At 74.2% G+C, this 12,553-nt stretch carries 15 protein-coding genes; 6 read left to right on the plus strand and 9 right to left on the minus strand.

Going from position 1 to position 12,553, the window contains the following annotated elements:
• Window positions 1–83: 83 nt before the first annotated feature.
• On the minus strand, window positions 84–842 hold the full coding sequence (locus ACZ64A_RS18120; protein WP_469811332.1) for an SDR family oxidoreductase: 759 nt from the start codon (window positions 840–842) through the stop codon (window positions 84–86).
• A gap of 12 nt (window positions 843–854) precedes the next feature.
• Complete coding sequence (gene fabG / locus ACZ64A_RS18125; RefSeq protein WP_469811333.1) at window positions 855–1,613, minus strand: 3-oxoacyl-ACP reductase FabG; 759 nt, start codon at window positions 1,611–1,613, stop codon at window positions 855–857.
• Window positions 1,614–1,901: 288 nt separating this feature from the next.
• Here fabG and ACZ64A_RS18130 point away from each other — a divergent pair, with 288 nt between their 5' ends.
• A complete protein-coding gene (locus ACZ64A_RS18130) occupies window positions 1,902–2,336 on the plus strand; it encodes an excalibur calcium-binding domain-containing protein (RefSeq protein WP_469811334.1) in 435 nt (144 codons plus the stop codon).
• A gap of 112 nt (window positions 2,337–2,448) precedes the next feature.
• Here ACZ64A_RS18130 and ACZ64A_RS18135 read toward each other — a convergent pair whose 3' ends face one another.
• Window positions 2,449–2,898 (minus strand): DUF3037 domain-containing protein, encoded by a 450-nt coding sequence (locus ACZ64A_RS18135; RefSeq protein ID WP_469811335.1) that lies wholly within the window; start codon window positions 2,896–2,898, stop codon window positions 2,449–2,451.
• Between the two features lie 34 nt (window positions 2,899–2,932).
• The gene (locus ACZ64A_RS18140) at window positions 2,933–3,715 is read right to left on the minus strand and encodes a HipA family kinase (protein ID WP_469811336.1); all 783 of its coding nucleotides are present in this window, start codon (window positions 3,713–3,715) and stop codon (window positions 2,933–2,935) included.
• A 95-nt stretch (window positions 3,716–3,810) separates the two neighbouring features.
• On the opposite strand from ACZ64A_RS18140, the gene ACZ64A_RS18145 reads away from it, so the two are divergent.
• On the plus strand, window positions 3,811–4,236 hold the full coding sequence (locus ACZ64A_RS18145; protein ID WP_469811337.1) for a Rieske (2Fe-2S) protein: 426 nt from the start codon (window positions 3,811–3,813) through the stop codon (window positions 4,234–4,236).
• An 89-nt stretch (window positions 4,237–4,325) separates the two neighbouring features.
• Window positions 4,326–4,790: a pyridoxamine 5'-phosphate oxidase family protein gene (locus ACZ64A_RS18150; protein ID WP_469811338.1), complete on the plus strand. Its 465-nt coding sequence runs from the start codon at window positions 4,326–4,328 to the stop codon at window positions 4,788–4,790.
• On the opposite strand, the gene ACZ64A_RS18155 is transcribed toward ACZ64A_RS18150, so the two are convergent.
• Entirely contained in the window at window positions 4,780–5,706 is a 927-nt protein-coding gene (locus tag ACZ64A_RS18155) for a LysR family transcriptional regulator (RefSeq protein ID WP_469811339.1), read from the minus strand. The genes ACZ64A_RS18150 and ACZ64A_RS18155 overlap by 11 nt on opposite strands.
• A gap of 104 nt (window positions 5,707–5,810) precedes the next feature.
• Here ACZ64A_RS18155 and ACZ64A_RS18160 point away from each other — a divergent pair, with 104 nt between their 5' ends.
• The gene (locus ACZ64A_RS18160) at window positions 5,811–6,749 is read left to right on the plus strand and encodes a DMT family transporter (RefSeq protein ID WP_469811340.1); all 939 of its coding nucleotides are present in this window, start codon (window positions 5,811–5,813) and stop codon (window positions 6,747–6,749) included.
• 212 nt (window positions 6,750–6,961) lie between these two features.
• Here the strand turns inward: ACZ64A_RS18160 and ACZ64A_RS18165 are convergent, their stop codons facing one another.
• Window positions 6,962–8,293, minus strand: coding sequence for an aminotransferase class I/II-fold pyridoxal phosphate-dependent enzyme (locus ACZ64A_RS18165; RefSeq protein ID WP_469811341.1), 1,332 nt, complete (start codon window positions 8,291–8,293; stop codon window positions 6,962–6,964).
• 66 nt (window positions 8,294–8,359) lie between these two features.
• Between ACZ64A_RS18165 and ACZ64A_RS18170 the strand changes: the two genes are divergently transcribed.
• Both ACZ64A_RS18170 and ACZ64A_RS18175 read left to right on the plus strand, forming a co-directional pair.
• Window positions 8,360–9,037 (plus strand): pyridoxamine 5'-phosphate oxidase family protein, encoded by a 678-nt coding sequence (locus ACZ64A_RS18170; RefSeq protein ID WP_469811342.1) that lies wholly within the window; start codon window positions 8,360–8,362, stop codon window positions 9,035–9,037.
• Window positions 9,037–9,669: an FMN-binding negative transcriptional regulator gene (locus ACZ64A_RS18175; RefSeq protein ID WP_469811343.1), complete on the plus strand. Its 633-nt coding sequence runs from the start codon at window positions 9,037–9,039 to the stop codon at window positions 9,667–9,669. The genes ACZ64A_RS18170 and ACZ64A_RS18175 overlap by 1 nt, the downstream gene beginning before the upstream one ends.
• A 142-nt stretch (window positions 9,670–9,811) precedes the next feature.
• Here ACZ64A_RS18175 and ACZ64A_RS18180 read toward each other — a convergent pair whose 3' ends face one another.
• From ACZ64A_RS18180 to ACZ64A_RS18190, 3 genes are all read right to left on the minus strand, one after another.
• Entirely contained in the window at window positions 9,812–10,744 is a 933-nt protein-coding gene (locus ACZ64A_RS18180) for a DMT family transporter (protein ID WP_469811344.1), read from the minus strand.
• Window positions 10,745–10,925: 181 nt separating this feature from the next.
• Window positions 10,926–11,924 (minus strand): EamA family transporter, encoded by a 999-nt coding sequence (locus tag ACZ64A_RS18185; RefSeq protein WP_469811345.1) that lies wholly within the window; start codon window positions 11,922–11,924, stop codon window positions 10,926–10,928.
• 52 nt (window positions 11,925–11,976) lie between these two features.
• Window positions 11,977–12,516, minus strand: coding sequence for a hypothetical protein (locus ACZ64A_RS18190; RefSeq protein ID WP_469811346.1), 540 nt, complete (start codon window positions 12,514–12,516; stop codon window positions 11,977–11,979).
• Window positions 12,517–12,553: the final 37 nt, after the last annotated feature.

Below are 12,553 nucleotides of genomic sequence, written 5' to 3' on the forward strand. Positions count from 1 at the left end.
TTTGGGTATGCGGGCGCCGTTTCCGTCAAGAGTGGGACGGTAACGGCGCCCGAATCGTCATACGGCGTCGGCGGCGCCGGGCGTCAGGCGACGCCGGCGTTCAGGAACAGTCCGCCGTCGACGACGAGGGTCTGGCCGGTGATCCAGTCGGACTGCGCGGAGGTGAGGAACTCGGCCGCGCCGCCGATGTCGGAGGGCACGCCGAGCCGCTTCAGCGGGTAGACCGCGGCGGCCTCCTCCTCGCGGCCCTCGTACAGGGCCTGGGCGAACTTGGTCTTCACCACGGCCGGGGCGATCGCGTTGACCCGCACCCTCGGCGCGAACTCGTGCGCGAGCTGGATGGTCAGGTTGACCATCGCGGCCTTGCTGATGCCGTACGCGCCGATGAACGGCGAGGGGGCGAGGCCCGCGACGGAAGCGATGTTGACGATCGCGCCGCCGTTGTCCTTCTGCCAGGCGTGCCAGGTGCGCTGGGCGAAACCGAGCGCCGAGACCACGTTGGTCTCGAACACCTTGCGGGCCACGTTCAGGTCGAGGTCGGCGATCGGCCCGAAGACCGGGTTGGTGCCGGCGTTGTTGACCAGGTGGTCGACGCGGCCGAAGGCCTCCATCGTGCGCTCGACGGCCTCGGCCTGGTGGGCCTCGTCGTGCGCCTTGCCGGCGACGCCGATGACGCGGTCGGCGCCGAGGCGCTCGACGGCCTCCTTCAGGGCGTCCTCGTTGCGGCCGGTGATGCAGACCCGGTCACCGCGGGCGACGAGCGCCTCGGCGATGCCGTAGCCGATGCCGCGGCTGGCGCCGGTGACGAGGGCGACCTTGCCCGAGAGTTCCACGGAAGTCATGTGCAATGTCCCTTAGTTGAGCGGTCCGCCGGCGACGTACAGGACCTGGCCGGAGACGAAGCCGGCCGCGTCGCCCGTGAAGAAGGCGACGGCGTTGGCGATGTCCTCGGGCTCGCCGACGCGCGCCACCGGGATCTGGGTGGCGGCCGCCGCCTTGAAGTCCTCGAAGCCCATGCCGACACGGTCGGCGGTGGCCTTGGTCATCTCGGTGGCGATGAAACCGGGGGCGACGGCGTTGGCGGTGATGCCGAACTTGCCGAGCTCCTTGGCCAGGGTCTTGGTGAAGCCCTGCAGGCCCGCCTTGGCGGCGGAGTAGTTGACCTGGCCGCGGTTGCCGAGAGCGGAGGACGAGGACAGGTTCACGATCCGGCCGAAGCCCGCGTCGACCATGTGCTTCTGCACCGCGCGGGACATCAGGAAGGAGCCGCGCAGGTGCACGTTCATGACGGTGTCCCAGTCGGCGACGCTCATCTTGAACAGCAGGTTGTCGCGCAGCACGCCCGCGTTGTTGACCAGGATCGTCGGCGCGCCGAGCTCCTCGACGACGCGCGCGATCGCCGCCTCGACCTGGGCCTCGTCCGAGACGTCCGCGCCGACGGCGATGGCCTTGCCGCCCGCCGCGGTGATCTTCTCGACGGTGTCCTTGCAGGCGGCCTCGTCGAGGTCGATCACCGCGACCGCACGGCCTTCGGCGGCCAGTCGTACGGCGGTGGCGGCGCCGATGCCGCGCGCGGCACCGGTGACTACGGCAACCCGCTGGGTGGTGGACATTGATGTTTCTCCTCGCCCTCGAGAAAGCTCTTGAACGCCTGCCGGCTCGGTGTGGCTGTCACAGTACGCCCGTCAGGTGAGCGACCGCTTAGTACCTTCACCACGGCTGACGCTAGAAGCGTTGGCACCCGGTGTCAACGGCACACCGGCGCGGTGTGATCCATTACCTGGTCCCGCGCCGCTGCCGACGCGCCGGAACACCCGATCGGCCGACGGCCGCGCGCCACCGGCGCACCACGCCTCTAGCGTCGAAGCGCGAGCCAACCGTGCCCGGAAAGGAGGCGCTTCATGCGCCGCAGCACCGGAGCCGTCGGCACCCTGATCGCGATAGCCGCGCTCATGCCGCTGGCCGACCCCGCTCATGCGCAGGACCTGGACTGCCGCGACTTCCGTTTCCAGGAGGACGCCCAGGCCGTCCTGGACGCCGGCCGCAGTGATCCCAACCGGCTCGACGAGGACAACGACGGCATCGCCTGCGAGGACCTGCCACGGCGGTCCGAGGGCCTGACGTCCTCGACCTCCAGACCGCTCACCCCCGCACCCGTCACACCGGCACCCGTCACCCCCGCTCCGGTCGTCCCGACCCGGGGCGTGCAGGGCGGCCTGGGCGGCGGGTCCACCGCCGGGCCCACGGACTGGGACATCGCGATCGGCCTGACCTTCGTCACCGGCGCGGTCCTGGCCACCGGTTATGTGGTGAGGCGGCGTCGCCACCGGGCCTGACGCCCGGGTCCCTGCCCGGAGGCGCCCCGCCGGGCCTGACGCCGGCTCCCGTGCCCGGAGGCGCCCCGCCGGGCCTGACGCCGGCTCCCGTGCCCGGAGGCGCCCCGCCGGGTCAGCGCACCAGCAGGGCCAGCAGGCGTTCCGTCTCCGCCGCCGGGTCCGTGGTGAGGCCGGTGTGGACCGGGCCCGGCTGGACGACCGTGGAGCGCGGCGCGATCAGCCAGCGGAAGCGGCGTCCGGCGTCGTCACCGGCGGCCTGGCCCGCGCCGGTCCCGCCGCCGCAGACCGCCTCCACGGCCCGCAGCGCCGCCTGCACGCCGGCCACGTCCGCGTCGGGGTCCAGGGCGAGCAGCCGCGCCTCGTCGAGGTGCGTACGGGCACCGACGTACGCCTGGGCACGGCAGTAGACGAGCACGCCGGCGTTGATGCACTCGCCGCGCTCGACCCGCGGCACGACCCGCAGCAGGGCGTACTCGTAGACGTCCCGGCCGCCGCCCTGCCCGGCCCGGATGATGTGGCGCTCGGCGAGCCCGCCGGCCATGTGGATGTGCTGCTCGCTCACCTGTCCGCCTCGCTTCCCCTCGCGTGCCGCTCGCTCACTTCTCCCCCTCGATACCCTCGATGCCCTCGAGGCCTGTGACGCGTTCGTGGATGGTGGCCGCCCGGGCCAGCAGCGGGCGGGCGTAGGCGCGGCGCAGCTCGTCGGGGTGGTCGAAGCCGGGCTCGCCGGTCAGCCACGCGTCGGGCACCTCGGCGGTGACCTCGGCGAGCAGATCCTCGGTGACGAGCGGTGCCAGCTCGGCGGCGGCGCCCGCGAGGTCGGGGGCGAAGCCGCGCAGCGCGTGGTCGGCGGCGTCGTACGGACGCGCCGCTGAGGTCTCGGCGCCGGGCCAGTTGTGGTGCCAGATCATGGTGGCGCCGTGGTCGATGAGCCACAGCTCGCCCCGCCACACGAGCAGGTTGGGGTTGCGCCAGGAACGGTCGACGTTGTTGATCAGCGCGTCGAACCAGATGATCCGCCCCGCCTCCTCGGGCGTGACCGCGAAGGCGAGCGGGTCGAAGCCGAGCGCGCCGGAGAGGAAGTCCATGCCCAGGTTGGTGCCGCCGCTGGCCCGCAGCAGCCCCTGGACCTCGGCGTCCGGCTCGCCGAGCCCGAGGACCGGGTCGAGGTCGAGGGCGACCAGGCGCGGCACGCGGAAGCCCAGCCGGCGGGCGAGTTCCCCGCACACGACCTCGGCGACCAGCGTCTTGCGGCCCTGCCCGGCCCCGGTGAACTTCATGACGTAGGTCCCGAAGTCGTCGGCCTCGACGAGTCCCGGCAGCGAGCCGCCCTCCCGCAGCGGGGTGATGTAGCGGGTCGCGGTGACTTCCTTGAGCATCGCCCCAGGTTACTTGGGGCCGTGCGGTGAACCGCCGGTCCCCCGGCGCCGTACTGGGTGGCAGATCTCCAGGCAGTCAGCGAAGGGATGTCGGCATGACCAGCGAATCGCCCCAGGCCACCTCGGGCCCCACCCGCCGTACGGTCGTCGCCGTGGTGGGCGCGGCCGGCGCGACGGTCGCGCTCGGCGCGTGCGGCTCGGGCGGCGGTGGCGGGACCGCGGCCGCGAAGCCGGGGACCGTACTGGCGAAGACCTCGGACATTCCCGAGGGCGGCGGGAAGATCTTCCCCGAGCATCAGGTGGTGGTCACCCAGCCGACGGCGGGCTCGTTCAAGGCGTTCTCGTCCAAGTGCACCCACCAGGGCTGCGCGGTGAGCGGAGTGCGGGACGGCGTCATCAGCTGCCCCTGCCACCACAGCGAGTTCTCCGTCGCCGACGGCAGCGTGAAGAGGTCCCCGGCGACGCGGCCGCTGCCGGAGGTGCGGATCGCCGTGTCGGGGAACGACATCACCCTCGCATGACGCCCGGCCGCCGAGCGGAGCCGCCGTTGCGCGGTCCGGGGGAACGACCCATGATTCCCGACGTCACGTCAGGCGAGCGGAGGGGCCGGATGACCGCGACACAGCGCCGGGGCCGGAAGATCATGATGACGCCCGGCGAGCTGGACGCGTTCCTCGCCGAACAGCGCACCTGCCGGGTGGCCACGGTGTCGGCCGACGGCGCCCCGCACGTGAGCGCCCTGTGGTTCCTGTGGGACGGCACGGCGCTGTGGCTGTACTCGGTGGTGCGCAGCAGGCGGTGGACCGACCTGCGCCGCGATCCGCGGGTGGCGGTCGCGGTCGACACCGGCGAGGAGTACGGCGAGCTGCGCGGGGCCGAGCTGTCCGGCGCCGTGCGGAGGGTGGGCGAGGTGCCGCGCACCGGGGAGCTGTGCGCGGAACTCGACGCGGTGGAGACGCGGTTCGCACGCAAGTACTTCGACCTGGACGAACTGCCGCACGACGGCCGACACGCCTGGCTGAAACTCGTCCCGGAGAAGGTCGTCTCCTGGGACTTCCGCAAGCTCACCCCGTAGCGGCCGTGGGCTCACCCCCCACGTGCTCGGCCGCCGCCCGCAGTGCCGCGACCGCCGCCCGGATCGAGGGACGGCGGTCGGCGTCGGCGCGCCAGACGACGTACACATGGCGGCGTACGCGCTGCTTGAGCGGCACCGTCACGACGCCCTCGGGCACCGGACGGCGTCCGAGCAGCGGCGCGATGCAGACGCCGAGACCGGCGGCGACCAGGCCGAGCTGGGTGTGCGTCTCGCCGGCGCGGTGGCCGACGATCGGCTCGACGCCGCGCGAGCGCAGCGTGTACATCAGCCACTCGTGGCAGAACTCGCCCTCGCCCCAGGTGATCCACTCGTCCTCGGCGAACTCCCCGAGGTCGACCTCGGCGCGGTCGGCGAGCGGATGTCCGGCGGGCATGGCCACGTCGGCGGGGTCGTCGAGGATGGACGCCTTGACCAGCCCGTCGGGCAGCGGCATCGGCTTGTTGTACCAGTCGAGGACGACGGCGAGATCGAGGTCGCCGCGCACGACGGCCCGGATGCCGGCCTCGGGTTCCAGCTCGCAGGAGCGGACCCGAAGGGCCGGATGCCGCGTGCGCAGCGCGGCGAGTGCGGCGGGGAAGAGGCCGCGCGCGGCCGTCGGGAACGCCGACAGCCGCAGCCCGCCGACCACCTGACCGCGCTGCGCCTCCAGGTCGGACTGGGCCAGCTGCACCTGGGAGAGGATGCGCGCGGCGTGCTCCGCGAGCAGCCGCCCGGCATCGGTGAGCCGGACACCGCGCCCGTGCTTGGCGAGCAGTTGCTGACCGCACTCGCGCTCCAGCTTGGCCAGTTGCTGGGACACGGCGGAGGTGGTGATGTGCAGCCCGTCGGCGGCGCCGCTGACCGAACCGTGCCGCGCGACGGCGTCGAGGGTGCGCAGGCGCTCGAGGTTCAGCACGGCGGGGCTCCTTCGGCGAGGGACAACGCGTTAGCAATGCTACGAGATACCGGGTGCGAATTCTCGATTGTGCTACGAGATCGTCGTCCCGCATGGTTGCCTGCATGAGCACCGCCTCCGTCACCCGCCCCCGCTCGCGCACCGGCGGCGCCCCCGCGCCCCGCACTCCCCGCTTCGGCTGGCGGCTGCGCTTCGCCGCACTGTCGCTGATCTGGGGCTTCAGCTTCCTGCTCATCAAGGTCGGCACGCACGGCTACGCCCCCTTCCAGGTCACCCTGGGCCGGCTGGCGTTCGGCACGGCGGTGCTGGCCGCCGCGATGGCGGTGAAGCGGGAGCGCCTCCCGCGCGGAGCGCGCACCTGGGCGCATCTGGCGGTCGCCGCGTTCCTGCTGAACGCGCTGCCCTTCTCGCTCTTCGCCTACGCGGAGCTGACCGTGCCGTCCACGCTGGCCGGCATCTGCAACGCCACGTCACCGCTGTGGGGCATGGCGCTGTCCCTGGTCGCGCTGTCCGAGGACCGTCCGACGCGGCTGCGCGTGGCGGGGCTCGGCATCGGCTTCCTCGGCGTGCTGACCGTCCTCGGCGCCTGGCAGGGCTTCAGCGGCCTGGACGCCAAGGGCACGGCGCTGGCCCTGCTGGCCTCCTTCAGCTACCCGGTCGGCTGGATCTACGTCCGCCGCACGCTGGCCGGTACCAGCCACTCGAACCTCTCGCTGACCGGCGCCCAGCTGCTGCTGGCCACGCTGCAACTGGCCGTCGTCACCCCGCTGTTCACCACCCTGCCGACCCATGTCTCCGCCCTCCCGCTGCTCGCGATCGCCGCGCTGGGAGCCCTCGGCACGGGCCTGGCGGTCCTGATCCAGTACGGCCTGGTCGCCGAGGTCGGACCGACGACGGCCCAGATGGTCACGTACTTCATCCCGGTCATCGCCACGGCGGCGGGCGTCGCCCTGCTGCACGAGTCCCTGCACTGGTCCACCCCGGTGGGCGCGGTCATCGTCCTGGCGGGAGCGGCGCTGACGCAGGCACGACCGAAGCGCTGAGCGGGACGCCGGCCCATCGCACGGGGCCGGCCGAAGCGCCGAGCCGGACGCGAGCAGCCACGCGGGCACGGGCGAAGGGCCGAGCCGGACGCGAGCCCGTCCCGCAAGCACGCCACGCGAGCACGCCACCGCTGGCAGGACGGGACTCGGGCACGGCGGGACCCGCGGCCGCACCTGCCGCCCGATTCCGCCCCGATTCCGCCCGCCCCCGCCTACACCGGCCGCCCCACTCCCCCCGACCCCAGGGCCGTGGCGATCGCGGCCGCCAGTGCGGGGGCCTCCGCCTCCGGCAGGGTGGAGACCGTGACCCGGATGCCCGGCGCAGCGCCCATCCGGAACCGTGCGCCGGGCGCGACCGCCCAGCCGGCCTGGAGGAGACGGGCGACGGCTCCGGTCTCGTCGGGGACGGGGATCCACACGTTCAGCCCGCTGCGCCCGTGCGCGCGCACGCCCCGCTCGGCGAGCGCGCCGATGAGCGCGTCCCGGCGGCGGCCGTACGCGCCCGCCACGGCCGGCACGTCCACCGCGCCCTCGGCCCACAGCCGGGCCACCGCCCGCTGCGTGATCCGGCTGACCCAGCCGGGTCCGAGCCGCTGCCGCCCGCGTACCCGGTCGAGGGTGACGTCGTCTCCGGTGAGCACGGCGAGCCGCAGGTCGGGACCGTAGGCCTTGGCGGCCGAGCGGACGAAGGCCCAGTGCCGGGTGACCCCGGCGAGGGGATGCAGGGGCAGGTCGACGATCGCGTGCCCGTGGTCGTCCTCGATCAGCAGCGTCTCGGGGTGCTCGCGCAGGACCGCCCGCAGGGCACGCGCGCGTGCGGCGCTCACCGCGGCGCCGGTGGGGTTCTGTGCGCGGTCGGTGACGATCACCGCGCGGGCGCCGGCCGCCAGTACGCCGCGCACGTCTTCCGGCAGTGGCCCCTCGTCGTCGACGCGGACCGGCGCGGTGCGCAGCCCCAGCGCGGGGACGAGGTCGAGGAGGCTGCCCCAGCCGGGGTCCTCGACGGCGACCGTGTCCCCCGGCTTCAGATGCGCCGCCAGCACCCGCTCGATGGCGTCCAGCGAGCCGGAGCAGACGGCCGGCGGCCCGTCCGGCACGCCGTCGGCCCGCAGCGCGTCGAGCGCCGCCGACTCCAGCTCGGGCTCGACGGGATCGGCGCCGTAGAGCACCGGCTCCCGGTCGCCCTGCGCGGCGGCCGCGGCGAAGGCGGGACCGAGCGACGGCAGCAGCGCCGGGTCGGGGTTGCCGTTGGTCAGGTCGCGCACACCCTCGGGGATCTCCACACCGATGTACTCGCGGCCCGTCGTGGCCGGCCGGGGCCGCACCCGGCTGCCGCGGCGGCCGGCGGTCTCGATGACCCCGCGCTCGCGCAGGGTGCGGTACGCGGCCGCGACCGTGTTCGGGTTCACGCCGAGTCGTACCGCCAACTCCCGCATGGGGGGCAGGAGTTCGCCCGGCGTCAGCGCACCGGCGGCCACCGCGCGCTCGACATCGGCGGCAATCTCTGCTGCGCGCCGCCCGCTGATCGGATATTCTCCTAGCACAAACCACATTGTGCACTAGTGCAATAAAAATCGCCAGTACGACGACGCCACCCGAGGGAGAGCGCCATGCAGGGGACCACGACCACAGCGGCCACCGCCTACGCCCCGACCGACCGCACCGTCCCCACCCGCTCCGCCGAGCGCGCCCGCTACGACGCGGAACTGGTGCACGCGATACTCGACGAGGGCTACGTCTGCCACCTCGGGTTCGTCCGCGACGGCGCACCCGTGGTGCTGCCGACGCTGTACGCCCGGGTCGACGACCGCCTGTATGTGCACGGTTCGACCGGCTCGCGCCCGCTGCGGATGGCCGGCCAGGCCGACCCGGGGCTCGCGGTGTGCCTGACCGTCACGCATGTCGACGGTCTGGTGCTGGCCCGGTCGGCCTTCCACCACTCGATCAACTACCGCTCCGTCGTGGTGCACGGCGTCGCCCACGACGTGACCGACCCCGAGGAGAAGCGCCTCGCGCTCGACGCGCTGGTGGACCACGTCGTCCCGGGCCGTGCCGCCGACTCCCGCCCGGCCAACAAGAAGGAACTGGCCGCCACCGCCGTGATCCGCCTCGACCTGCACGAGGTCTCCGCGAAGCTGCGCACCGGCGGCGTCAACGACGAGCCGGAGGACCTCGCCCTCCCCCACTGGGCCGGCGTGGTCCCGGTGCGCAAGGTCTACGACGCCCCGGTCGCCGACCCCGAGCTCACCCCCGGCACGCAGCTCCCGGACTACCTGTCGGCGCTGTGATGCTGATCCATCCCTGGGACGCACCGCGGAGCGACGCCGAGTGGCAGACCTGGCTCGCCGCCCACGACTTCGGCCAGCTCGCCGTCAACGGCCCGCCCGGCGAACCCCCGTTCGTCCAGCCCCTGCATTTCGCCTATGACGCCGACCGCGGTGAGGCGGTCACCCACCTGGCCCGCCCCAACCCGCTGTGGGAGGCCCTGGAGGCGGACCCGGAGGTCGTACTGAGCGTCGTGGACGACTACGTGTTCGTCCCCGGCCCCTGGCAGGCGCCGGCCGGCACCCCGCCCGAGCACGGCACGCCGACCAGCTTCTACGCGGGCGTGCAGCTGCGCTGCCGCGCCCATGTCGTGGACGACCCGGCCCAGAAGGCGGAGCTGCTCAACCGGCAGGTCGGCCACTTCCAGCCGGAGGGCGGCTCCGCCCCGGCGGCGGTGGGCGAGGCGCCCTACGGGCGCCTGTTGTCCGGGATCCGCGGCATCCGGCTGGAGGTGACCGGCGTCCGCGCGAAGTTCAAGTACGCCGGTCACCGCCCGGCCGACACCCAGGAGCGGATCGCGGCCGGACTCGCCGGCCGGCAGGGCCCGCGCGACGCGGCGGCCCGCGAGCACCTGCTGCGCCGGCGCACCGGCTGAGCGGCGGGACGCGTCGACCGGCCCCACAGGGCCCATCCGGACCGGTCCCCGCGCGGCCCATCCGGGCCGATCCCCGCACGGCTCGGTCGACCGGTCCCCGCCCTGCTCGGTCAGCCGGTTCCCGTACGGCCCGGGCAGCCGGTCAGGCCGGCGCCGGCGTTCGGGCCTCGGCGAGCGCCAGCCCGGTGACCGAGGCCAGCATCAGGACCGTACCGGCGCAGGTCGCTGCCGTGAGCCGTTCACCGAGGAGGGCCACGGCGAGCACGGCCGCGCTCACCGGCTCCAGCAGCATGATCACGGACACCGTCGCCGACCGGACCACCGCGGCGCCCGCGAAGTACAGGGCGTAGGCCAGGGCGGTCGGCACGGCGGCGATGTACACCAGCAGCCACACCGTCCGCACGGGGTCGGCGGTGTGCGGGACAAGCCCCTCGGCCAGGGCGAACGGCAGCAGACACAGGCTGGTGACCGTGAACGCCCCGACGGACGTACCGGCGGCGTCCGCGCCGCCGTCGCGCCCCCACCGGCGGGTCAGCAGCGTCATCGCGCTGTAGCCCGCGGCGGACAGCAGCGCCAGGCCGACGCCGTACGGCCGGACCGTCGCCGCTCCCCCGCCGAGGACCAGGACCCCGAGCCCGGCGAGCGCGCCCGCCACCGCGGCCAGGCCGCCGCCGCCGAGCCGCTCGCCCAGGGTCAGCCGGGCGCCGAGCGCGATCAGGACGGGGCCGGCGCCGAGCGTCACGACGGTCGCCACGGCGAGGCCGGTCGCGGACACGGCGGCGAAGTACGCCGTCTGGAACACCGCGAGCCCGACGCCCATGGCACCGGCCCGCAGCAGCCTGCGGCGCAGCGGTCCGGACGCCGGGGCCGCCGCAGGGCGGGGGCCGAAGCGGCGGGCGGCCAGCAGCAGGACGAGTCCGGCGGCGCAGCGCCAGAAGGACAGGGTGACGGCGTTCATGTCACTGGTCCGGTAGACCAGGGAGGCGGCCGCGCCGGCGGTGCCCCAGGCGGCGCCGGCGACGATCAGATAGAGCAGGCCTCGCCCGACGGGCAGGCCGGAAGCTGGAGTGGACACGCGTTCTCTCCGCAGAAGGCAGAAGGTCGTGGATGGATCCCGTCCGTGCGGGATCCGCTGACGTCTTCTGCGGGCAGCACCGTTCGGCCCGGCGACGCGCGCCGGGCGTACTTCACCGGGTGGCCCGCCTCAGGCGGCCGGGGGCGGAAGAACGAGTGCGTCCGAAGGCATGAGCGGCACCTTATGCGGCCGTTCCGCGGGCCGACAACTCCCTTTCCGCGCCTTCGGCCGCCACCGGCTCCCCCGCGCTCGTCGCGGGTGTGGCGGACTGGGCGATGAACGCGCCGACCAGGACCACGGCGCCGCCGGCGATCTGGGGTGCGGACAGGTGCTCGCCGAGCAGCACCCAGGCCAGTACGGTCGCGACGACCGCCTCCAGGCAGGCCACCACCCCGGCCACCTGCGGGGAGAGCCGGCGCACCGAGACCACGCCGGTGACGTAGGCGACGACCGTGGCGAGCAGGACGATCCAGGCGAGCAGCAGCCAGGCCGCGACGGGCGTGCCGTCCATCCGGGCGCTGTGTCCGAGCACGGACCAGTCCATGCCCCACGGGCGGGCCACGACGGTGAGCACGGCGGCGCCGACGAGCAGGCCGTAGGCGATGACACCGAGCGGGTCGGGGGCGTCGGCGCCGGAGTCGCTGCCCTGGTCGGACAGGATGAAGTAGCCGACCTGGCAGGCGGCGGCGCCGAGCGCGAGCAGCAGGCCGAGGGCGTCGAAGCTGAGCCCGGACCACACCTCGACGACACAGGCGAGGCCGCCGACGGCGAGGACCACGCCGAGCGCGGCGGCCCGCGTCACCGGCCGCCGCTGCACGAACCGCACCCAGCCGAGCACCAGGGCCGGGGCGAGGTACTCGACGAGCAGCGCCACGCCGACCGGGATCCGGGACAGCGCGGCGAAGTAGAACGCCTGGACGCCGGCGACGGCGAGCAGTCCGAACCCGGCGAGCAGCACCGGGCGGCGGCGCAGCAGCGCGCGATGACGTACGGCGAGCGGCAGCATCACCAGGGCCGCGCCGGTCACCCGCAGCCACACCACGTCCAGCGGGTCGAGCCCCGCCTCGATCAGCGGTTTGGCCGCGACGCCGGAACCGCCGAAGGCGAGGGCCGACACCAGCGCGAGGGACAGCCCGACGCCCTTGCCGCGGCTGCCCTGAATGCTTCCAGACGTATGCACAACCCCATGATGACAGGGCACGACAGGAGCGTCACTCTCTATGGCTACTGTCTCACCGGCTGGACGACGCACCGTCCCCGGACGGTTCCCGAGCGAGGCGCGATGACAGCTCCGGGACGTCGATCCCGGCATGGTCGAGCACCTGGACGGCGCGCGCCTCGGGGTCCACGACGAGCGCGGCGAGCAGGTCGACGCCCCGGGCCGGGCGCCCGTGCCGCGCGGCGCGCTCCTCGGTCCGCGTGACGGCGAGTGCGGCCAGCGGGGAGTAGCCCTCGGCCGGGCCCGCCGCGGGCAGCGCGCCGGAGTCCTCCACGGCGGTCTGCCAGCGCAGCCCGTAGCCGATGCTGCGCTGGACGAGATAGCCGAGCAGCCGGGCGACCTGCGCCGCCTCGAACACCGCGCGCACCCCGGGGTCGGACTCCAGCAGGGAGTGCAGCAGGTGGGCGGTGTCGATGTGCCGGTCCCCGTCCCGTACCGCCCGGCGCCGGGCACCGGAGACCACCGCGGCCAGCTCGGCGCCGAGCGGGACATCGTTGTCGTCACGGCGGACGCCCTGGTCACGGCCTGCTTGCTGGGGTATACGCGGGTGCACGCCTCCTACCCCATCAGCCCCTGCGGGCCCGCGCATC

The organism is Streptomyces sp. NPDC104814 (genome assembly GCF_055583185.1).

Coding starts and splice junctions, on each gene's coding strand:
- ACZ64A_RS18120 (WP_469811332.1), bottom strand. CDS start 842: ATGACTTCCGTGGAACTCTCGGGCAAGGTCGCCCTCGTCACCGGCGCC.
- fabG (WP_469811333.1), bottom strand. CDS start 1,613: ATGTCCACCACCCAGCGGGTTGCCGTAGTCACCGGTGCCGCGCGCGGC.
- ACZ64A_RS18130 (WP_469811334.1), top strand. CDS start 1,902: ATGCGCCGCAGCACCGGAGCCGTCGGCACCCTGATCGCGATAGCCGCG.
- ACZ64A_RS18140 (WP_469811336.1), bottom strand. CDS start 3,715: ATGCTCAAGGAAGTCACCGCGACCCGCTACATCACCCCGCTGCGGGAG.
- ACZ64A_RS18145 (WP_469811337.1), top strand. CDS start 3,811: ATGACCAGCGAATCGCCCCAGGCCACCTCGGGCCCCACCCGCCGTACG.
- ACZ64A_RS18150 (WP_469811338.1), top strand. CDS start 4,326: ATGACCGCGACACAGCGCCGGGGCCGGAAGATCATGATGACGCCCGGC.
- ACZ64A_RS18160 (WP_469811340.1), top strand. CDS start 5,811: ATGAGCACCGCCTCCGTCACCCGCCCCCGCTCGCGCACCGGCGGCGCC.
- ACZ64A_RS18170 (WP_469811342.1), top strand. CDS start 8,360: ATGCAGGGGACCACGACCACAGCGGCCACCGCCTACGCCCCGACCGAC.
- ACZ64A_RS18175 (WP_469811343.1), top strand. CDS start 9,037: ATGCTGATCCATCCCTGGGACGCACCGCGGAGCGACGCCGAGTGGCAG.